Origin of the sequence: Actinomadura litoris (genome assembly GCF_009733595.1) — a bacterium.
Classification (GTDB): domain Bacteria; phylum Actinomycetota; class Actinomycetes; order Streptosporangiales; family Streptosporangiaceae; genus Spirillospora; species Spirillospora litoris.
The window spans coordinates 147,454-167,356 of record NZ_WOFH01000007.1 but is presented as its reverse complement, the minus strand read 5'-3'; the positions used below and the strand labels follow the sequence as shown (position 1 = coordinate 167,356).

Sequence of the window (19,903 nt, the reverse complement as noted above, 5' to 3'; positions counted from 1 at the left end):
GCGGGCGGACGGCGCCGATCCGCACCGCGAGCAGCACGGCGGCGGCGGCCAGCGCGATCTCGGCGAGGTTCAGCGCGCAGAAGACGACGCGGCCGATGCCCAGCCCGACCGGGATCGTCACGCCCGGCGCGCGGAACTTCAGCGGTGCCTCCAGGAACGAGATGCCCAGCACCATCCCGAGCACAGGAAGGTCAGCGCGCCCGCCGTGGCGCCCGCGGCCTGGTTCACGGTCGTGCCTCGCCTCTCTCGGGGGTGGCGCGGTCCAGCCGCGCGACGCAGACGTCCGGCTCGGCGAACGGTTCGAGCCGCCCGGCCCTGACCGGCGCGCCGAGCTCCCCCAGCGCGCCGCGCATCAGGCCGAGGTGGACGTCGCAGACGAGCGGGCCGTACTCCTCGGCCCACTCCAGGAACGGGCAATGCCGCAGCCGGATCGCGTCGCGGCCGGGTTCGGGCGCGAAGTCCAGGTCGGCGAGCAGCGCGGAGAGGCGCCCGGTGGCCCGGTGCCGCCGTCGGCACGCTGGCCGCCGACCTGGAGACGCTGCTGGACGGCGGCGGGCTGGAGCGTCCGGACGTGATCGACGTCCGCGAGATCCCGCGCGCGCTGCGCCATTCGCGGATCTTCGCCCGGTACGCGCGGCTGGCGAGGGGTTCACGCTGGTGAGCGACCACGACCCCGTGGCGCTGCGGCGCGAGTTCGAGACCGCGCATCCCGGCGCGTTCACCTGGGACCATGTCGAGTCGGGGCCGGATGTTCGGATCGGCCGCGCGCGGGAACGAGGAGCCGCTCCCGGATACGGCATGAGGTCGAAAAACGCCACCGGCCGCCACCACCCGCCCGGCGCGTTCCCGATCGCGATGCCGCGAGCGGGGAATCCGGGAGAGCGGGTGTGGAACATCGTGCAGGGTGGTCGGCGACCGGTGGCCGGAGCGATCGGTTTCCCGGCGCCTACAAGCGCCGTGGAGGGCGCGCCGCTAGCAGTGCTTCACTTTCCCCTTGATGATTTTGATGTAGTGCGCCGAGACGTATTCCCGCTTCGTCGTCGGCAGCCGGTACCACTTGCTGTCGCCGTGGACGGCCTGCCCCTTCACCCAACATTTGATGCTGATGACCTGGCCCGGCTGCAGCCAGCGCAGGCGCTTGGACTTGGTGGTGGGCTTGGCCCTGACCGCCAGCCGGCCGTGGGAGATGACCTTCCCCCTGGGATAGGCGGCGACGGCGGGCGCCGCCGGTGCCTGCGCGTCCGGGCGGTGGCCCGGGTCCGCGAGCGCGGGCGACACCGCGGCGCCTCCGGCGCCGACCACCCCCGCCAGAACGATCGCCGCGACTCTGTGCTGATGTTTCATTGAAGTTCCCTCGAACGAACCGAATCCGTCGGCGACCCGAATGGACGGGATCGCCGGCGAGCCTGAGGCTCGGCCTTGGCGATGCCCTCTCCGGCGCGCGCCGACTCCTCGCCCGCCCCCGCACCGCGACGAACGGCCCGGCTCCTGCGTCCAGCGGACGACCAGCCGGATGGCGAAGGGAATCCCCAGGTCGGAAGCGGGTAAGGTGATCGCTTCCAGAAAGCGGGGAACATATGGCACTGACGTGGAAGCTGGTCATCGACAGCGCGGACGCGCCCGTCCTCGCCGACTTCTGGGCCGCGGCCCTGGAGTACGAGGTGGAGGATCCCGGCGCGCTCATCGAGCGGTTGCTCGCCGCCGGGCAGATCACCGAGGACGCGGTCACCGAGCACCGCGGCCGCAGGACCTTCCGCGGCTACGCGGCGATCCGCCATCCCGACGACCCCTACGACGAGGTGAGCGGCGTCGGCCGGGGCAGGCGGCTGCTCTTCCAGGACGTGCCCGAGGGGAAGTCCGGCAAGAACAGGCTGCACATCGACGTCCACAGCCCGCCCGGCGGGCTCGACGACCTGGTGGCCCGGCTGGAGGGGCTGGGGGCGGTCCGGGTCCGCGAGATCGACCAGGGGCCCGCCGGGCACTGGTGGCTCATGCGCGACCCCGAGGGGAACGAGTTCTGCGCGGCGTAGCGCCCCGCCGGGCGGGGCCCGGACCGGACGTCACCAGCGGTGGGCCGAGAAGTCGACCGGGGTGGGACGGAGTCTCCCGGTGCGCTCGGCGAGGTCCTTCATCCGCCGCGCCATCTCCTCGGCGGGCAGCCGCCTGCGGTCGCCGTGGCCGGGCAGCAGCCATTCGAAGCGGAGCCGGCCGACCGTGCGGGACAGCGACGCGGCCAGCACCTCGATGGAGTACCACGTGACGTGCTCGGCGACCTCGATGTCGCCGGTGGTGCGCGACCAGTAGAAGCTGTCGCCGCTGAAGCAGTGGCGCTCGTCGGCGAGGTACAGGACGCTTCCCCGGGTGTGGCCGGGCAGCGGATGGGCGACGACGCCCGGGACGATCTCGACCGGGTCGAGGCCCCGCAGGACGCGGTCGGCGTCCGGCGCCGCGTCCAGGTCGCCCTCGTGGATCCACAGCCGTGCGCCGTAGTGGTCGGCGTAGGTCCGGCCGTGGGCGGCGTGGTCCCGGTGGGTGAGGAGGATGTCGGTGACGGTCCCGAGCTCCTGCCAGCGCGCGGCGAGCGACCGGCTCCAGCGCGGGGTGTCGACCATCAGCACGGTGCCGTCGGGGCGGCGCAGCAGGTAGGCGTTGGCGGCGGCGGTCCGCTGGGAGTTGTGGCCGCAGAAGTGGACGCCGTCGTCCAGCCTGAGGGGGAAGGGGTCCAGCGCCGCGTCCAGCGCCCCGGACGGCGGGCGGATCGAACGCGTGTGGCAGGCGTGCGCGGTCATCTCCAGCAGGCGCCGCTCGGCCTCGTCGCGCGGCTGGCGGAGCACTTCCGAACGGCCGTTCACCTCCCCGATCAGATCGGGCGCCAACTGGCGCGCGACATCGCAGTTCGTGCAGCGGTCGTCCACGTACCAGCCGTTCTCGTGCGAAAGCGCCTCGCGCATGTGCGGCTCTCTCCTTAGCCCCTCGGTCTCCGACCGCACAAGGGTCGCCCGCGGGCCGCGGAAAATGGAAGAGGCCCGGCACCTTGTTATTCATTGCGCATTCGTATCTCTCCACCGCGTCCGTGATCACTCTGGATTGCCGGCAAGACGGTGCGGCGGCGAATGCGGAGGGCGCGGAATGGTCGCGTGGATAGTTCGTCCGGTATGTCGCGGACGTGCCGCAGCGGCCGTGCCGACCGTCCGACCGATCGGCGCGGCCGCTGCCCCCGCCCTTCGTTTCTAACCCGCGCGGAGGCCCGGTGTCCGCGCCCCGGGCGCGAGGGCGCGGCCGGGAGCGCGCGGGTGCGCGATACCGCGCACCCGCGCACCTGTACAGGCGGCGGCGTGCGGCACACGATGGGGCGATGGAGGATCGCCGACCCGCCCTGAAGCAGCAGCTGCCCTATCCCTACGACCAGGACCTGTCGGAGGTCTTACGGCGGCTGGACCGGCGGACCCCGGCCAGCCGCGCCCGGCTGGCCAACGACCCGGTCACCGCCGCCTACCTCGCGGCGGGCGTGCGGCTGATCGAGAACCACCTCGGGCCCGGCGCGGTGCGCACGCTGGCCGACCCCGAGGACGACTCGTCCCTCCAGCGCCCGCTGCTCGCCTTCCTGTCGCAGCGGACCGTGGCCGCCGAGGTCGCCCGCAACCCCGCCCCGTTCCCCCGGGTGGGGAGCGTCTCGACGCTGCGCTCCACCTGGGCCAGCCATTCGGACTTCATCGCCGACCTGCTGCGGTTCGGCCTGTGGGCCTACCACCCCACCCACTGCGACGCCGCCGACGCCGTCGACATCCTCGACGACCTCCAGGACGGCGCGCACTTCGTGGACGCGATCCACCGGCTCGGGTACTGGAACCTTCTGACGCTGGTCGACCGGCCGCGCTTCCGGATGGAGATCTTCGCCACGGCGGCGGCCGAGAACGACCCGGTGATCCAGAAGGCGATGGCCGAGAACTACCGCGAGGTCCTGGATCCGTGGAAGGACATCTGCGGCGACCTGCTCGAATCGCGGAGGTTGCGGCTGCGCCGCGGCGTCTCGATCGGGGACTTCGTCGACCTCGTCACCGCCGTCATGGAGGGCGTGGCCCTGCGGGACCTGGCCGACCCGCGCGCCGAGGTGATCGACCGGAAGGGCGAACGCTCCCTCGCGGGCACCGCGCTGCTGGCCCTCCTCCGGGGCTGCGTCGAGCGCGTGGACGACGCCGACGGTCTGACGCTGGAGGAGGCCGTCCACGCGATGGTCTACGGCGTGCCCGCGCGGCCGGGACGGGCCGCGGGGATCACTCCACAAGGACCAGGTTCGAACGGAGCAGCTGCCGCCGCGAGGTGATGTCGAGCTTCTGGAAGATCTTGGACAGGTGGTACCGGACGGTGCTGGAGCTGATCGACAGGCGCAGCGCGATCTCGGGGTTGGTCAGCCCCTCGCTGGCGAACCGGGCGATCCGCAGCTCCTGCGGCGTGAGGCGGGTGGCGGCGCCCGGCAGGCCCTCGCCGGTGGAGGGGCGCGCGTAGCCCGCCGCGCGCAGTTCCGCGGACGCCTGGTCGAGCCAGGGCTCGGCGCGCAGCGCGGTGAACGCGGCGACCGCCGCGTGCAGGTGCCGCCGCGCGTCCTTGATCCGCCGCTGCCTGCGCAGCAGCTTGCCGAGCTGGAGTTCGGCGCGGCCCCGCTCGAACGGGCACTCGCGGGAGCGCAGGATCGCCTCGTCCAGCAGCCGCTCGGCCTCCTCGGCCCGGGACGCCACCAGGGAGCGGGCGCGGAGCATCGGCCCGAGCAGGTGGGGGGCGGAGTCGTCCAGGCGCCACTCCTCGGCCGACTCCAGCAGCGCCCGCGCCTCGGTGAGCTGCCCGGCCATGACGTGGCACTCGACGAGGTCGGGGCAGGCGAGGAAGGCGGTCAGGTAGTGGTGCGCGCCGTCGTCCGGCGAGGTGATCCGCGCGTAGTGCGGGATGGCGGCGGACGGGTCGCGCGCGCTCAGGGCCGACCGTCCGAGCGCCCAGTGCGCCATCGCGTGGGCGGCGCGGTCGTGGCCCGAGGCGGAGGAGCGCAGCGCGCCCTCCACCAGGTCGCGGCACCCGCCGGGGTCCCGCGCGGCCGCCGCCAGGGCGAGCATGACCCGGACCCTGGCGGTCATCGCCCGCTGGCCGGTCTGCTCGGCGAGCGCCAGCACCTCCGCGCCGAGGGCGGCGGCCTCGTCCCACCGCCCGGCGAGGTGGTCCAGCGCGATGAGCGGGACGGCGGCGAGCGGCAGCGTGCCGGTGGCGCCCTGCGCCCGCAGTTCCCGCACCGTCTGGGCGAAGGCGTCGCGGGCCCCCGCGCCCATCGTCGGGACGTGCGGCGGCATGGCCGGCCAGGCCACCGGCTCGCCGGTCGCGGTCAGCCGCAGCAGCCCGGCCGCCATCGCGTCGACGTCGCCCGCGTGCCGCAGGTCCCGGTCGGCGATGCGGCGCAGCGCGGCGCCGAACCGCTTGGCGGGATGCCCCGCGTCCAGCGCGAGGTCCAGCAGCCGTCCGCCGATCTCGGCGAGATGCCCCCGATGCCCGGCGTCCAGCGCGGTGCGGGCCGCCGTGAGCAGCAGGCGGGCGGACAGCACGGGTTCGGCGCGCGCGGTCTCCAGCGCGCTCGCGAGCAGGACGCGGTGCCCGGCGCCGGTGCCGGCGGCCGCCTCGGCGTGCGCGATGGTGCCGCGCAGCAGCCGCGCGGTGGCGAGCAGGCGCGGGTCCCCGGCCGGGTGGGCGATCTGCCGCTCCAGCGCGCGGGCGCGCAGCGGCAGACCGGCCTGCCACGCGCAGCTCGCGGCGTCGATGAGGAAGCGGGACCGGGTCGCCGGGTCGCGACTCAGCGTGGCGGCACGTTCCACCACGTGCAGCGCGGAGACCATCCCGTCGACCTGCCGGGCGTGGCCCGCGCCCTCGCTGATCTGCTGGGCCACCGCCTCGTCGGGCTCGTGCGCGGCGGAGGCGAGGTGGTGGACCCGGCGGTGCGGGCTGGCGGCGGTCGCCTCGGCCAGCGCCCCGTGCGCGGTCTTCCGCTCGGCGACGGTGGCGTTGCGGTAGACGACGGTGCGCAGGAACGGCGGCTGGAAGGACAGCTCGTCGCCGTCCACCGTCGCCAGCATCGACCGCTCGGCCGGGGCCAGCTCGCCGGTGCCGAGGCCGAGCGTCGAGGCCGCCGACAGCGTCGTGCCGAGGTCGTCCTTGTCGTTGGCCGCCGCGATCAGCAGCAGCCAGCGGGTGGGCTCGGGCAGCTCGGACAGCAGGTCCCCGAAGGTCGCGCGCAGCCGGGGGCTCGGCGGTATCTCGGACGCGTCGTCCCGCCCGCCCGCGCCGAGCGCGGCGGCCAGCTCGATGGCGATGAGCGGGTTGCCCGCCGACTCCTGCGCGATGCGGTCGATCCAGGGGCGGTCGTGGAAGGGCGGGCGCGGGCGGGGCGGCACCCCGCCGCAGGGGACAGGGGCGTTCCGGGGTGCGGCGGCGGTGACCCTCGCGATGAGCAGGCGCGTGTCGGTGGGGGAGAGCGGTTCCAGCCGCGCCTCGGGGAGGCCGTGCAGGTGCGGGGAGCGGGGCTCGTGCTCCCGCGTGGCGAACATCATCGCGACCGGCAGGTTCCGCAGCCGCCGCGACACGAAGGCGAGCGCGTCCAGGGACGCCTCGTCCAGCCGGTGGGCGTCGTCCACCAGGAGCAGCAGCGGCGACCGCTCGGCCGCGAGCACGAGCAGGGCCAGCGCCGCGCAGGGCGCCGACAGCCGCCCCCGGGGCGGTTCGGAGAGGCCGAAGACGCCGTTGAGCAGGGCGACCTGCGTGCCAGGCAGGCGGTCCAGGTGGTGGCGCAGCGGGAAGAGGAGCTGGTGCAGGCCCGCGAAAGGGATCGTCCGCTCGGCGGGGGTCCCCGAGCAGCGCAGCACGGTGAAGAAGGGCTGCGCCCGCCTGCCGATCTCCTCCAGCAGCCGGGTCTTGCCGCTGCCCGGCGCGCCCGCCATCACGACGCTGCCGCCGCGGTCGTGCGCGGCCGTCCGGTCGAGGAACCGGTCGACGGAACGCAGCTCGGCGTCGCGTCCCACGAGCGGCGGAGCGTGTAACGAGGGGGCGCCGAGGAGGGAGTCCGCCCTTCCGACGGCGGCGTGCACGCCGTCCAGGCGGTCGTCCCACTGGTTCGAAGGGAACTTGCTCTTCACTCGCACACGCTCCGGAATTGTTTGCCAAACGCGCGTTGAAATATAGGGAGCTGCTCGGCGGCCGCCCCGGCGAGGGCCGGCCGAATAGGCCGCCGGCTCTGCATGAGCCCAGGTGGGAGTGGCTTCATGCTCCGCACGGAACGCCCCTGTCGGCGACGGCGGAAATATTTCCAGATCTGTTGCGCAAGTAAACAAGCGAGTCGAGATCGTTTTGGCAAGGGGTGTCAACTCTGGCAAGTATGCACCCGGTCCGGCGGCGACACAATCCACGAGTGGTGGCGTCCCGAACACGACGAGTGATCATCGCTGCGACCGTGTCGGACGGGCGGCGGATGTGACCACATCCGGCTCGGTCCCCGCACGGACGGGCGGACGATGCCGCCACCGTTCACTGACAGCCGGGCCTGGCCGGTTGTCAGATGCCTGTCCGGACGCCGTGGTGGAGGCTCGATCGCGGACATCACAGACGAATGCGCCGGGGGGACGGGCCGTGGGCACTGCACGAGCGTTCGACTTCGTCATCGTGGGAGGGGGCGCGGCGGGCTGCGTGCTCGCGGGCCGTCTCAGCGCGCGGGAGGGCGCGAGCGTCCTGCTGCTGGAGGCCGGGCCGGGCGCCGCGTCCGACCCCCGCGTCGCCGACCCCGACCGGTGGGCCGGCCTCCAGGGGACGGAACTCGACTGGGCTTTCCGGTCCCCACCGCAACCCGGGTTGGGGGGCCGCGAAATTCCGGTGCCCCGGGGTCGCGCGCTCGGCGGCAGCACCGCGATGAACGCGATGGTCTGGTTGCGCGCGGACCGGAGCGACCTCGACCGGTGGGACGTCCCCGGCTGGTCGGCGGACGAGCTGCGCCCCGCCTTCACCCGCGCCGAGCACCGCGACGGCACCGGCACGGGCCTGGACGTGACGAAGCTGACCGGCGAGCACCCGTGGAGCCGCGCGTTCCTCCAGGCGGCGCTGGAGGCGGGCCACCCGCTGACCGGCGACTTCAACCGGGACGGGACGTCCGGCACCGGCTACTACACCGTCAGCCGCCGGGCGGGCCGCCGCCGCAGCGCGCGCGACGGCTACCTCGCCCCCGCGCGCGGACGGCCCGGCCTGACCGTGCTGACCGGCGCCGAGGTCCGCAGGCTGGTCATCGACGGCGGGCGCGCGACCGCCGTGGAGTACACCAGGGACGGCGCGGCCGAGACCGCGCTGGTCACCGGCGAGGTGCTGCTCGCCGCCGGCGCCGTCGGCAGCCCGCACCTCCTGTGCGCCTCGGGCGTCGGTCCCGCCGCGGCGTTGCGCGGCCTCGGGGTGTCGCCGCGGGTGGACCTGCCCGGGGTGGGGGAGAACCTCCACGACCACATCGCGGTGTCGGTCACGTTCACGGCGGCGGAGCCCGACCCGTCCGCGTCCCGGTCGGGGCTCGGGGAGGCGGGGCTGTTCACCGGCGACGGCGCGGGCACCCGGTTCCACTTCTGGCTCGGCCCCAGCACCGACCCGGCCGGGCGCACGTTCTCGCTGGCGGTGGGCCTCACCCGGCCCGCGAGCCGGGGACGGCTCGGCTTCGGCGCGGATGGCCGTCCGCTGCCCGACCCGGGCTACCTGACCGCCCGGTCGGACCGCGACGACCTGGTCGAGGCGCTGTCGGTCATCGGCGACCTCGCGGGCGGCCCGGCGCTGCGCGCCCTCTGGGACGGCCCGCCGCCCGAGGTGCTCAAGGCGGGGCGCGCGGTCGCCGCCGACCACGTGCGCGACACCGCCGGAACGCAGTTCCACCTCGTCGGGACCTGCCGCATGGGCACCGACGACGAGGCGGTCGTGGCGCCGGACCTGCGGGTGCGGGGGCTGGAGAACGTCCGGGTCGCCGACGCGTCGGTGCTGCCGGAGATCACGACCGGCGGCCCGCAGGCGACGGTCTACGCCGTCGCCGAGCACGCGGCGGGCCTCGTGCTCGGCGCGGACGGCCGCTGACCCGGGCGCCCGCGTCCGGCGCCGAGCCGCACGCCTTCCTGAGCCGGTCCTTCCGCCGGCCTGAGCCGAGAACCTACGAGGGGGAGCCGCGATGACCATGGTCAACGAACGTTCCGAGGCCGGCCTGTACGAGCTGGCCACTCCGGACCCGGCGGACTTCGACGAGCTGGCCGCCGCGATCCACCGCGCCTACGGCGGGTTCCCCGACCCGCCGGAGGTCGAGGCGATGAACCGGGAGATCTTCGAGTTCGACCGGGCGGTGGTCGTCCGGCACGGCGGGCGGGTCTGCGCGACCGCGACCGTCTACTCGCTGGAGATGACCGTCCCGGGCGGGCCCCGCCCGGTCGCGGGCGTCGGCTACGTCAGCGTCATGCCCGACCACCGGCGCCGCGGCCTCATGCGCCGCATGCTCCGCCACCAGCTGGAGACCCTCCACGAGACCGGCGCCGAGCCGGTCGCCGCGCTGAACTCGACCGAGGCGGGGATCTACGGCAGGTTCGGGTACGGCATGGCCAGCCAGGTCGCGCGGCTCACGATCCCCCGCGGCGCGCGGGCCCTGCTGCCGGACCGCCCCCGCGACCCGGCGCTGCGGGTGCGCGCGACCGAGCCCGCGCTGATCACCGGCCTGGTGGCGCCCTGCTACGACGCGAACGTGGCGGGCCGTCCCGGGATGCTGCGCCGCGACGAGACCTGGACGCGCCGCGCGCTGATGGACCCGCCCGGGGCCCGCGGCGGCGCGGCGCCGCTGCAGGCGCTCGTCGCGGAGGACGGCGCCGGGACGCGCGGGTATGCGCTCTACACCGTCCTGTCCCACTGGGAGGACTCCTCGCCCCGCAACATCGTCGTCGTCAAGGAGATCTACGCCGTCGACGACGCCGCGTACGCGGAGCTGTGGGCGGTGCTGCTCGACCTCGACCTCACCGCGACCGTCACCGCCGAGCCGAGGCCCGTGGACGACCCCGTGCTGGCGATGCTCGCCGACTTCCGCAGGGCCGTCCCGACCGTCCGCGACCAGCTCCACGTCAGGCTCGTGGACGTGGACCGGGCGCTGGCCTCCCGCGCCTACGCCCGCGACGTCGACCTGGTGCTGGAGGTCGAGGACCCGCTGTGCCCGTGGAACCGGGGCCGCTGGCGGCTGAGCGGCGGCCCGGACGGCGCCGAGTGCCGCGCCACCGACGGCCCCGCCGACCTGGCGGTCTCCGTCCGCGCGCTGGGCTCGGCCTACCTCGGCGGCGTCTCGCTGCGGCAGCTCGCCTCGGCCGGCGCGGTCACCGAGCGCCGCGCGGGTGCCCTCGGCGCCGCCGCGGCGGCGTTCCGGCACGACCCCGCGCCGTACTGCCCCACGATCTTCTGACCCTCCTTCCGACCCTCAGGAGAGACTGTGCCTGGCCCTGGCTTCGCATTCATGGACGACGCGGAACGTGACAACGTGCTGGAGGTGCTCGCCCACTGGCACGAGCACCGGCTCGACTTCGACAACCCCGGCTCCACCTCGATGGTGCGGCGGTTCGAGGACGCGGCGGCGGCCCGGTTCGGCGTCCCGCACTGCGTCCCCGTCAACAGCGGGACCTCCGCCCTGCTGGTCGCCCTCGCCGGGCTCGGTGTCGGCCCCGGCGACGAGGTGATCGTGCCCGGCTACATGTTCGTCGCCTCCATCGGGGCGGTCATCTGCGGCGGCGCCACGCCGGTGCTCGCCGAGATCGACGAGTCGCTCACGCTCGACCCGGCGGACGTGCGGGAGCGGATCACCCCCCGCACCCGCGCGATCATGCCGGTGCACATGCTCGGGGCGCCCAGCGACATGACCGCGCTGCGGGCGATCGCCGACGAGCACGGCCTCGCGCTGCTGGAGGACACCGCGCAGGCGACCGGCGGCACCTACCGCGGCGAGCCGCTCGGCACGCTCGGCGCCGCCGGCGCGTTCTCGCTCAACCCGTTCAAGGTCGTCACCGGCCTGGACGGCGGGTTCCTGCTGACCCGCGACCCGCGCCTGTTCCAGCGGGCGCACTCCTTCCACGACCAGGGCTGGTTCCCGCACCGCCAGGAGACCGGCGAGGGCGAACCGGTCTTCGGGCTCAACCTGCGGCTGAGCGACCTGAACGCGGCCGTCGCGCTCGCCCAGCTCGGCAAGCTCGACGCCGTCCTGGAGCGGACCCGCGCGGTCAAGCGGGACCTGCTGGCGCGGATCCCCGAGCGCCCCGGGATGCGCCGCCGCCTCCTGCACGACCCCGAGGGGGAGTGCGGGACGCTCGCCGTGTTCGTGTTCGACTCCGCCGAGTCCGCCGCCGCCGTCGCCAAGCGGGTCCGCTGCAAGCCGCTGATCGACTCGCCCAAGCACTACTATGGCGGCCTGCCCGCCCTCGCCGCGTTCGGACGCGGCGAACCCGGCCCGTTCCCGTTCCGCGCGTCCGGCACGCTCGGCGACGGCCGCGACTACGCCAAGGGGGCGCTGCCGCGCACCGACGACGTGCTCGCGCGGTCGGTGGCGCTCTCCACCGGCGTCTCCGACAGCTACCTCGGCGCGGGGAACGGCGTGGGCCCCTTCAGCACACCGGAGGACGTCGAGCGCGTCGCCGCGGAGTTCAACGCCGCCGCGGCCGAAGTGCTCGGCTGACCGACCCCGCGACAACGCCGGCGCCCTGGAAACACCGTCCACCCCGCACTGTGGCGCGTTTCGCCAACCATAGAGGGATGAACACACAATGACCTCGGTCGTGACCGAGCCCGACGTCAGTCAGGCCATCAAGGACCACATCTACTACTCCGTCGCCGACACGCGGATGCTGCGCGGCGAGGGCGTCTTCCTCTACGACTCCGAGGGACGCTCCTACATCGACTGCGCCGCCGCCACCTTCAACCTCAGCCTGGGCTACGGCCACCCGGCGGTGATCCAGGCCATCAAGGACCAGGCCGACCGGCTCATCCACCTCACCTCCAGTTTTCAGTCGGAGCCGATCAACGAGCTGGTGGGCCGGCTGGTGGCGGTGTCGCCGAAGAACCTCACCAAGGTGCACCTGAAGGTGTCGGGCGGGTCGGAGGCCAACGAGGGCGCCATCAAGATGGCGCAGGTCGCCACCGGCAAGCGCGACGTCATCACGATGTTCCGCAGCCACCTCGGCCAGTCGATGATGATGGCGTCGCTGTCGGGCAACGCGTTCCGCAAGGAGCCGTTCCCCATCATCTACCCGGGCGGCGTCCACGTCCCCGACCCGTACTGCCACCGCTGCTTCTACAAGCAGCGTCGGGAGACCTGCGGCCTGCTGTGCGTCGAGCGGATCGAGGACTTCGTCGAGTTCGCCAGCACCGGACGCGTCGCCGCCGTCGTGATCGAGCCGATCTCGGGCAACGGCGGCAACATCGTCCCGCCCGACGGGTACTTCGAAGCGCTGCGCGCGTTCTGCGACGAGCACGGCATCATGCTGATCTTCGACGAGATCCAGACCGGGGTGGGCCGCACCGGCCGGATGTTCGCCGCCGAGCACTTCGGCGTCGAGCCGGACGCGATCACGCTGGCCAAGGGCCTCGGCGGGTCGGGCGCGCAGGTCGCCGCGATCCTCACGAGCGAGCGGCTGGCCGGGCTCCCCGGCCACCACCACTCCTTCACCTACGGCGCGAACCTGCTCGCGGCCGCCGCCGCGAACGTCACGCTCGACATCGTCGGCCAGCCCGCGTTCCTCGCGAACGTCCGCGCGGTCGGCGACCGCATCATGCAGCGGCTGAACGACCTGCGCACGCGGTTCCCGCAGGTGGGCGACGTCCGCGGGGTCGGGCTGATGATCGGCTTCGAGCTGGAGACGGCGGCGGGCGAGCCGGACGTCGCGCTGACCAACCACCTCGCGGGCGTGGCGATGAACCACGGCCTGATCCTGCGCACCTCCCGCTACGGCTTCGGCAACGTGCTCAAGATCCGCCCGCCGCTGACCCTGACGATGGACGAGGCCGACCTGATCTGCGACCGGCTTGAGGACATGTTCCAGAAGGAGCTGACGTGAAGGACCTGATGCTCGGGATGGCCCGCGCCATCCGCGCCGAACTGGACGCGGGACGCAAGGTCGGGCAGGTCAGACGGGTGCTCGGCGACTCCCCGGGCGGCGACGCCCAGTTCGACATCGACGAGGTCGCCGAGCGCGTCGTCTGGGACTACCTCCAGGCCAACGCCACCGAGCCCGTCGCCGTCTACACCGAGGACCGGGGGCTCCAGGCGACCGGCCCCGACCCCCGCTACGTCCTCGTGGTGGACCCGATCGACGGCACGCGCCCGGCGTCGGCCGATCTGGAGCTGGCGACCGTGTCGGTGGCCGCCGCGCCGATGGGGGAGCGCCCCGTCCTCGGCGACGTCGACCACGCGCTGCTGCTGGAGCTGAAGAGCGGCCACTGGATGTACACCGGGCCCGGCGAGGACGGCGTCTCCGGCGAGGGGTACCCGCGCGGCCTGCCGAACCTCAGCCGCAACGAGGAACTCGCCACCATGTTCTGGTCGATCGAGTTCAACGGGCACCCGATGGACCTGATGACCCGCGCCTACTCCCACATCGTGGACGCCTCGGCCAACACCGGCGGGGTGTTCGTCTTCAACAGCTCCACGTTCTCCATCTCCCGGATCATCACCGGGCAGCTCGACGCCTACGTCGATATCGGCAACCGGGTGCTGCACGACCACCCCGCCACCGAGGCCGCGTTCCGCAAGGCGGGCCGGGGCGGGATCCTGCACCTGTTCCCCTACGACATCGCCGCTGCGGTCCTGCTGGCCGAGCGCGCGGGGGTCGTCATCACCGACGGCTACGGCCGCTCCCTCGCCGACACGCTGCTGTTCGACCTGTCGCCGCGCAACCAGCGGTCGTGCGTCGCGGCCTCGAACCCCGTCCTGCACAAGCGGATCCTGGAAGCCGTCGCCTGGGACCTGGACGCCCCCGGCGACACGAAGGAAGGTGGCGTGTGATGCGGGCCCTGACACTGACCGGCGACCGGCGGCTCGCCCTGGTCGAGCGCGAGCGCCCCCGGGTGAAGGAGGCGCGGGACGTGCTCGTCCGCGTCCACCAGACCGGCGTCTGCGGCACCGACCGCAGCGTGCTGGTCGGCAAGTTCGCCGCCGAGCCCGGTGTCGTCATGGGGCACGAGGCGGTGGGCGAGGTCGTCGAGACCGGCCCCGAGGTGACCGCGCTCGCCCCCGGCGACCGCGTCATCGTCAACCCCACGCTGTACTGCGGGCGCTGCGAGCGGTGCCTGCGCGGGCAGACGAACTTCTGCCACGACAAGACCGGCAACGAGGTCGGCATCGACCGCGACGGATCCTACGCCGACCACATCGTGCTGGAGGACCGGTTCCTGCACCTGATCCCCGACGGCGTCTCCTACGACCGCGCCGTGCTGACCGAGCCGCTCGCGTGCGTGCTGAACAACCTGGACGCGGCGGACCTCGACCCGGGCGGGCAGGTCACGGTCGTCGGCGCCGGGCCCGTCGGCCTCGTCTGCGCGGTCGCCGCGCGGCACCTCGGCAGCGGCGTGACGCTCATCGAGCGCGACGACTTCCGGCGCGGCCAGGCGAGCGAGCTGCTCACCGGGTTCTTCGCGTCCGGCGTCACGGTCGTGGGCGCGGGCCCGGACGAGCGCCCCGACCGCGCCCCCACCGTCATCGACACCGTCGGGAACCAGCTCGGCACCGCGCTCGACCTGGCCGACGACACCGGGACCGTGGTGGCGATGGGCTACGACAGCAGGGCCGAGACCACCGTCCGTCCGCTGGAGATCCTCCAGCGGCAGCTCCGCATCGTCGGCGCGGGCGACTACCGGGGCCCGCACTTCCCGCGCGCCGTCGAGATGGCGGCGGGCCTGCCGCTGGAGCGGCTGATCACGCACCGGTTCCCGCTGGAGCGGCACGAGGACGCGTTCGCGGTGCTGGCGGCCGCGGGCGGCACCGGCTACAGCGCGCTCAAGGTCGTCATCCAGAGCGCGGAGGCGGCCGCGTGAGCACCCTCCCGCCCCTCGCCGACCTGCTCCCGGTCCCGGACGGCCGCGTCCCGATCCTGGCCGAGTACCCCTACTACCGCGCGCTGCCCGAGGCGTGGGGCGGCAACCTCCGCGCCCTGCGGAGCCTCGGCGCGGACGTCGTCACCGCGTACGTGCCGTGGCGGCTGCACGAGCTCGGACCCGACCCGGACGACCCGGACGGCGGCTTCCTGTACGACTTCCATGGGGAGAGCCATCCGCAGCGCGACCTGGTCGGGTTCATCCGGCTGGCCGCGCGGGAGGGGCTGCTGGTGATGCTGAAGCCGGGCCCCTACGTCCACGGCGAGGTGCGGCTGGGCGGCCTGCCCGACCGCGTCACCGTGCTGCCCGCGCGCAGGACGGCGGACGGACGGGCGCTCACCGAGGAACGCCTGCCGATCCCGTCCGGCTACGGCGACGCGTTCGCCCGCGAGGCGGCCGGATGGCTGCGCGTGGTCAGGGAGCGGGTCGTCGAGCCGCACGCCGCGCCGGACGGCCCCGTCGCCGCCCTCCAGATCGGGAACGAGGGGGTCTACGGCGAGATCAACAGGCCGATGGACGGCGAGGACTTCTCCGAGGCGGCGCTGCGGCGCCACGCCGCCTGGGCCGCCGAGCCCGCCTCCCCGGACGTCCTCACCGGTTCGGGCATCGCGACCGACCCGTCCCTGCGCGAGCGGTGGGCGCGGTGGAGCGGGGTGGGCGTGCGCGGCGTCCTGGAGGGCTACCGCGACGCGCTCGGGACGTCGGTCCCCATCGTGCTGAACCTGCCGCTGCCCGGCGCGGTGGGGCCGCTCCGGGAGCCGGAGGCGTGGGTGGCCCGCTCCGTCCACGCCCTGCCGGACGGGGTCGGCGCCACCAGCACGAGCTGGACGGGCAACCCCTCGTCCTGCGACGGGGCGCTGGCCTCGCTGTGGCTCGGCATGCGGCTGCACCGGACCGACACGCTGGAGGACAACTGGGGCTTCACCTGGACCGACGCGTCCTACGCGACGCCCGGCGTGCCGCTGTACAACGCGATGCTCGGGCTGGCGTTCGGGTCCAGCGTCGTCAGCGTCTACACGGCCTGCACCACCCGCCACTGGGGCCCCGAGATCGCCCCGGACGAGGAGGCCCTGCGGGCCGAGGGCGAGAACGTCGCCCTCTACGCCCCGCCCTACTGCCCGGGGGCGCCGCTCGACGAGTCGGGCGCGCTGAACCCCAACGCCTCGGCGCTGCGCCTGCTCGACACCTTCTCGGCGTGGGCCGGCGGGGCGCTGCGGCGGTCCCGCCCGGGGCCGGGCGCGCGGCTGGTCGTGGACGCGGAGGCCGTCGTCGAGACGGCCTGGCCCGGCGGGCCGGACGCCGCCCCGGCGAGCGCGGCGGTCGCGGCGTCGGTGCGCTGGATGCTGGAGCGCGGCGTCGAGGTGGACGTGGCGGACGTGGCGGACTTGGCGGACTTGGCGGACGCCGCCCCCGGCGGCACCGGCCCCCTGCTGGTCGTCGGCGGCCGCGCGATGAGCCGGGCGGTGCAGCGGAACCTCGCCGAGCTGGTGCGCGGCGGGCGGCGCTGCGTCGTCGTCGGTCCCGTCCCGGAGCGGGACGAGAGCGGCGTGCCCTGCGGCCTGCTGGGCGAGGCGCTGTCCGCCGCGCCCGGCGGCACGCGCGCCGTTCCCGCCTCGGGCGACCTGGACACCTCGGCCGGTGCGGTGCTGGCCGCCCTGCGTTCCCTGGACGCGGCGGAGCCCGTGGTCGAGGGCGGCGGCGTGCTCGTCCTGCGCAGGCGTGACGCGGACTCGGGCGCCGACGTCGTCTACCTGTTCAGCCGGTGCGACACGGCGCGGGAGGTCGGCGACGTCCTCGGCGCGGGCGTCACGGTGCGGCTGGCCGCGCGCGGCGCCGCCGTGCTCGTGGCCGAGGCAGGGGAGCTGCGGAGCTTCCTCGTGCACGCGGGCGCCGCCGAGCACGGGGAGCCGACGCTCCTCACGCCCGGCGCGGGCGAACCCGAGCTGAAGATCGGCGACCACGGCGCCGGGCGGCGCACCCCGTCCGGCTGGGAGCTGCGGGGCGAGTGACCCCGGGACCCGCGGCGGTCACCAACCCCAGGTGACCGCCGCGCCGTCCACCGGCCCCTCCGTCTCGATCTCGGGCGGGAGCGGCTCGACCCCGGGGACGAGGACGACCGGCTCGCCCGGCCGCCGGGCCGGCCGCACGCAGAAGCGGTCCGCCCGGACCAGCATCGTGGTCACGGCGCCCCGCACGCCCTGGCGCGTCCCGCGCTCGCGCAGCAGCAGCGCCGGGCTCCCGGACCGGATCCGCAGCCGCCGCGCGTCGGCGGCCCCGGCGGGCACCGCGCCGATCGTCTGCTCGGCCGGGTCGAACACCAGCCCGAACGCCCCCGCCAGCAGTCGCGGCAGCGGCGACTCGGCGCGGCCGCGGGTGGCCAGGCCGGGCACCAGCGCGGCGAGCACGCAGCTCCGCTCGACCGCGACCGGCTCGCCGTCGGCGAGCACGAGCCGGGTCAGCAGGTGGACGGCGGTCCCCGGCTCGGTCGCGAGCGCGTGCGCGAGCCGGGCGCCCGCGTCCACCGTCCGCTCGCCGAGGTCGGCGAAGCCCAGCCGCAGCCCGCTGGTCCGCAGCCCGTCGGCGAGGCAGAGCGGGCGCGCGGGGGCCGGCTCCGGCGTCCGCTCGGGGGAGGACGCCACGAACGTGCCCTTGCCGGGGCGGCGCCGCAGCCGCCCCTCGGCCACCAGCAGCTCCAGTGTCTGCCGCACGGTCATCCGCGACAGCCGGTAGGTGCGGCACAGCTCCCGCTCGGAGGGCAGCGGGGCGCCCGCGGCGAGCCCGCCGTCCTCGATCACCTGGATGAGGATCGAGCGGAGCTGCATGTACTTGGGCAGCGGGCCCGTCGGATCGATCGTCGCGATGCGCATGGTCGTGTCCGGTCCAGCCTCATCCGGGGCCGGTTCCCTGGGCGGCGTCGGCCGCGTGCCCCGGCGCGGGCTCCTGCCGCTCGGGGCGCAGCGCGGGCAGCGCCCTGATGGCGAGCGCCACCAGCAGGCTGCCGACGGCGAGCACGGCGAGCGCGGTGGGGATCACGTCGGCGCCCCACCGTCCGGCCGAGCCGCCCACCAGGCTCGGCAGCACCCCGCCCAGCATCGACACCGCGATGACGTAGGACGTGACGCCGCGGATGCCCGGCAGCTTCTCGGTCAGCCAGACCAGGCCGGTCGGGAACAGCGGCCCGACGCCGAGGCCGGTGACGAAGTACCCGGCCGCCGCCACCGGGCCCCAGTGGGCCAGCAGCAGCCCGGCCACCATCACCACGAGGCTCGCCAGCAGGATCCGCTGCGCGCTGAAGTGCCGCGCGACCGGGCTGATCGCGAACCGGACGCCGGTCATCGCGAGCCAGAACGTGGACGTCGCCATCGCGGCCGACCGGTCGCCCCAGTCGAGGCTCTCCAGGTGCGTGGTCTCCCAGCCGCCGACGCCCGACTCGACCCCCACGTGCAGCACGAAGAAGATCATGAACAGGCCGGTGAGGCGGCCCACCGCCGACCAGCGCACGTCCTCGCGCGTGCCGCGCGGGGGCGTGCCGTGCACCCCCCGCACCGAGGCCAGGACGGCGAGCGACAGCACCGCGCACACCACGAACGCCCACATGTAGAACCGGCCGGGCAGCGCCCCGACCAGCAGGGGAGCCAGGACGGCGCCGACGCCGAAGTTGCCGTGCAGCAGGTTCAGCATCCCGGTGCCGCTCGACCGGTAGTACTCGATGAACAACTCGTTCACGCCGACGTCGATCCACCCGAAGCCGACCCCGGCGACGAACGCCGCCGCCAGCGCGGCGGGCCACACCGGCGCCGCCGCGAAGCCGAGGCAGCCCGCGGTCATCGTCGCCAGCGCGATCACCAGGAACATCCGGTTGCCGACCTGGCGCAGCCTCGGCGTGAACAGCACGCCCGCCAGCGCGCCGACGAAGTGCACCGACAGCGCGAGCCCGACCGCGCCCGAGGAGATGTCGAACCGGTCCCTGATGGCCGGGACCGCCGGGCCGTACATGGCCTGGAGCGCGCCGATCGCCACGAACGACACGCACATGCCCACCGCGGCCGCCCGGGTGAAGCCCGTCGCCGTGCCCGTTCCGGCGGGGACGGACGCCGCCGCGCTCATCGGACCGTCGCCGATCGTCCGAGCGCGCCGGGAAGGAGGGCCTCCAGGTCCGCGCGGAGGCGGGCGGCGCCGGTGAACAGGAGCGCCTTCATGCCCACGGCCCGCGCCGCGTCCACGTTCTCCTGGCGGTCGTCGATGAACAGCACGTCGCCGGGCTGCGCGCCGAGCACCTCACACGTCCGGTGGTAGATCTCCGCGCCGGGCTTGGTCAGATGCAGGTCGGCGCTGAACAGCCGGTGCCGGAACACGCCCGACCAGCTCTGCCCCTCGATCAGCCGCGCCATCTCCACCACCGCGTTGGACAGCAGCGCCAGCCGCGCGCCCCCGGCGGCCAGCCCATCGACGATCTCCAGCGTGCCGGGGTCGAGGTCGAGCCAGATGCCGAGGTCCAGGGCCACCAACCGCTCGCGGAAGGCGTCCTCGAAGGGCAGCCCGAGCTGGTCGTGGACGTCCCGCCAGTACGCGGCGGCGTCCACCGCGCCGAGGTCGTAGGCGCGGCGGTTCTGCCAGTAGGCGGGCCAGAAGAGCGCGGGCTCGACGCCGACGGCCTCGACGAGCCGGGTCCCGGCGTCCGCGGGCGGGGGGCGGCTGATCACGCCCGCGTAGTCGAAGACGATCCAGTCCATGGGGCTCCTCTGTCGCGACG

At 74.6% G+C, this 19,903-nt stretch carries 17 protein-coding genes; 10 read left to right on the top strand and 7 right to left on the bottom strand.

The genetic code is table 11. From position 1 onward, the window contains the following. Positions 1-224: 224 nt before the first annotated feature. Complete coding sequence (locus tag GNZ18_RS43215; RefSeq protein ID WP_281378061.1) at positions 225-353, bottom strand: hypothetical protein; 129 nt, start codon at positions 351-353, stop codon at positions 225-227. 63 nt (positions 354-416) lie between these two features. Here GNZ18_RS43215 and GNZ18_RS42345 point away from each other — a divergent pair, with 63 nt between their 5' ends. Continuing rightward, on the top strand, positions 417-575 hold the full coding sequence (locus GNZ18_RS42345) for a hypothetical protein (protein WP_156218265.1): 159 nt from the start codon (positions 417-419) through the stop codon (positions 573-575). A 397-nt stretch (positions 576-972) separates the two neighbouring features. On the opposite strand, the gene GNZ18_RS21150 is transcribed toward GNZ18_RS42345, so the two are convergent. Next, entirely contained in the window at positions 973-1,344 is a 372-nt protein-coding gene (locus tag GNZ18_RS21150) for an SH3 domain-containing protein (protein ID WP_156218264.1), read from the bottom strand. Positions 1,345-1,577: 233 nt separating this feature from the next. Here GNZ18_RS21150 and GNZ18_RS21145 point away from each other — a divergent pair, with 233 nt between their 5' ends. Continuing rightward, a complete protein-coding gene (locus tag GNZ18_RS21145; RefSeq protein ID WP_156218263.1) occupies positions 1,578-2,030 on the top strand; it encodes a VOC family protein in 453 nt (150 codons plus the stop codon). A 30-nt stretch (positions 2,031-2,060) separates the two neighbouring features. Here GNZ18_RS21145 and GNZ18_RS21140 read toward each other — a convergent pair whose 3' ends face one another. Further along, positions 2,061-2,951: a 4Fe-4S domain-containing protein gene (locus GNZ18_RS21140; protein ID WP_156218262.1), complete on the bottom strand. Its 891-nt coding sequence runs from the start codon at positions 2,949-2,951 to the stop codon at positions 2,061-2,063. A gap of 404 nt (positions 2,952-3,355) precedes the next feature. Here GNZ18_RS21140 and GNZ18_RS21135 point away from each other — a divergent pair, with 404 nt between their 5' ends. Continuing rightward, positions 3,356-4,324: a hypothetical protein gene (locus GNZ18_RS21135; protein ID WP_156218261.1), complete on the top strand. Its 969-nt coding sequence runs from the start codon at positions 3,356-3,358 to the stop codon at positions 4,322-4,324. Here GNZ18_RS21135 and GNZ18_RS21130 read toward each other — a convergent pair. Beyond that, positions 4,275-7,166, bottom strand: a complete 2,892-nt coding sequence (locus GNZ18_RS21130) for a helix-turn-helix transcriptional regulator (RefSeq protein WP_173390844.1) — start codon at positions 7,164-7,166, stop codon at positions 4,275-4,277. The two genes, GNZ18_RS21135 and GNZ18_RS21130, sit on opposite strands and share 50 nt — an antisense overlap. Before the next feature lie 490 nt (positions 7,167-7,656). On the opposite strand from GNZ18_RS21130, the gene GNZ18_RS21125 reads away from it, so the two are divergent. The 7 genes from GNZ18_RS21125 to GNZ18_RS21095 all read left to right on the top strand — a co-directional run bounded on the left by GNZ18_RS21125 (position 7,657) and on the right by GNZ18_RS21095 (position 17,159). Next, the gene (locus tag GNZ18_RS21125; RefSeq protein ID WP_173390843.1) at positions 7,657-9,123 is read left to right on the top strand and encodes a GMC family oxidoreductase; all 1,467 of its coding nucleotides are present in this window, start codon (positions 7,657-7,659) and stop codon (positions 9,121-9,123) included. A 91-nt stretch (positions 9,124-9,214) separates the two neighbouring features. Beyond that, a complete protein-coding gene (locus tag GNZ18_RS21120) occupies positions 9,215-10,477 on the top strand; it encodes a GNAT family N-acetyltransferase (protein ID WP_156218258.1) in 1,263 nt (420 codons plus the stop codon). Between the two features lie 51 nt (positions 10,478-10,528). Beyond that, the gene (locus GNZ18_RS21115; protein ID WP_156218257.1) at positions 10,529-11,737 is read left to right on the top strand and encodes a DegT/DnrJ/EryC1/StrS aminotransferase family protein; all 1,209 of its coding nucleotides are present in this window, start codon (positions 10,529-10,531) and stop codon (positions 11,735-11,737) included. An 88-nt stretch (positions 11,738-11,825) separates the two neighbouring features. Continuing rightward, positions 11,826-13,115, top strand: a complete 1,290-nt coding sequence (locus GNZ18_RS21110; protein ID WP_214617986.1) for an aspartate aminotransferase family protein — start codon at positions 11,826-11,828, stop codon at positions 13,113-13,115. Beyond that, positions 13,112-14,062 carry an inositol monophosphatase family protein gene (locus tag GNZ18_RS21105; RefSeq protein ID WP_216651392.1) on the top strand — a complete coding sequence of 317 codons (951 nt, stop codon included), beginning with the start codon at positions 13,112-13,114 and terminating at the stop codon, positions 14,060-14,062. Before GNZ18_RS21110 ends, GNZ18_RS21105 begins: the two co-directional genes overlap by 4 nt. Further along, entirely contained in the window at positions 14,062-15,090 is a 1,029-nt protein-coding gene (locus GNZ18_RS21100) for a zinc-dependent alcohol dehydrogenase (RefSeq protein ID WP_156218256.1), read from the top strand. The genes GNZ18_RS21105 and GNZ18_RS21100 overlap by 1 nt, the downstream gene beginning before the upstream one ends. Further along, positions 15,087-17,159: a DUF4350 domain-containing protein gene (locus GNZ18_RS21095; RefSeq protein WP_156218255.1), complete on the top strand. Its 2,073-nt coding sequence runs from the start codon at positions 15,087-15,089 to the stop codon at positions 17,157-17,159. Before GNZ18_RS21100 ends, GNZ18_RS21095 begins: the two co-directional genes overlap by 4 nt. An 18-nt stretch (positions 17,160-17,177) precedes the next feature. On the opposite strand, the gene GNZ18_RS21090 is transcribed toward GNZ18_RS21095, so the two are convergent. The 3 genes from GNZ18_RS21090 to GNZ18_RS21080 are packed head-to-tail and all read right to left on the bottom strand — an operon-like array spanning position 17,178 to position 19,883. Continuing rightward, the gene (locus tag GNZ18_RS21090; RefSeq protein ID WP_156218254.1) at positions 17,178-18,017 is read right to left on the bottom strand and encodes a GntR family transcriptional regulator; all 840 of its coding nucleotides are present in this window, start codon (positions 18,015-18,017) and stop codon (positions 17,178-17,180) included. A gap of 19 nt (positions 18,018-18,036) precedes the next feature. Then, on the bottom strand, positions 18,037-19,257 hold the full coding sequence (locus GNZ18_RS21085; protein WP_156218253.1) for an MFS transporter: 1,221 nt from the start codon (positions 19,255-19,257) through the stop codon (positions 18,037-18,039). Next, complete coding sequence (locus GNZ18_RS21080; RefSeq protein WP_156218252.1) at positions 19,254-19,883, bottom strand: HAD family hydrolase; 630 nt, start codon at positions 19,881-19,883, stop codon at positions 19,254-19,256. The genes GNZ18_RS21085 and GNZ18_RS21080 overlap by 4 nt, the downstream gene beginning before the upstream one ends. Between the last annotated feature and the right edge of the window lie 20 nt (positions 19,884-19,903).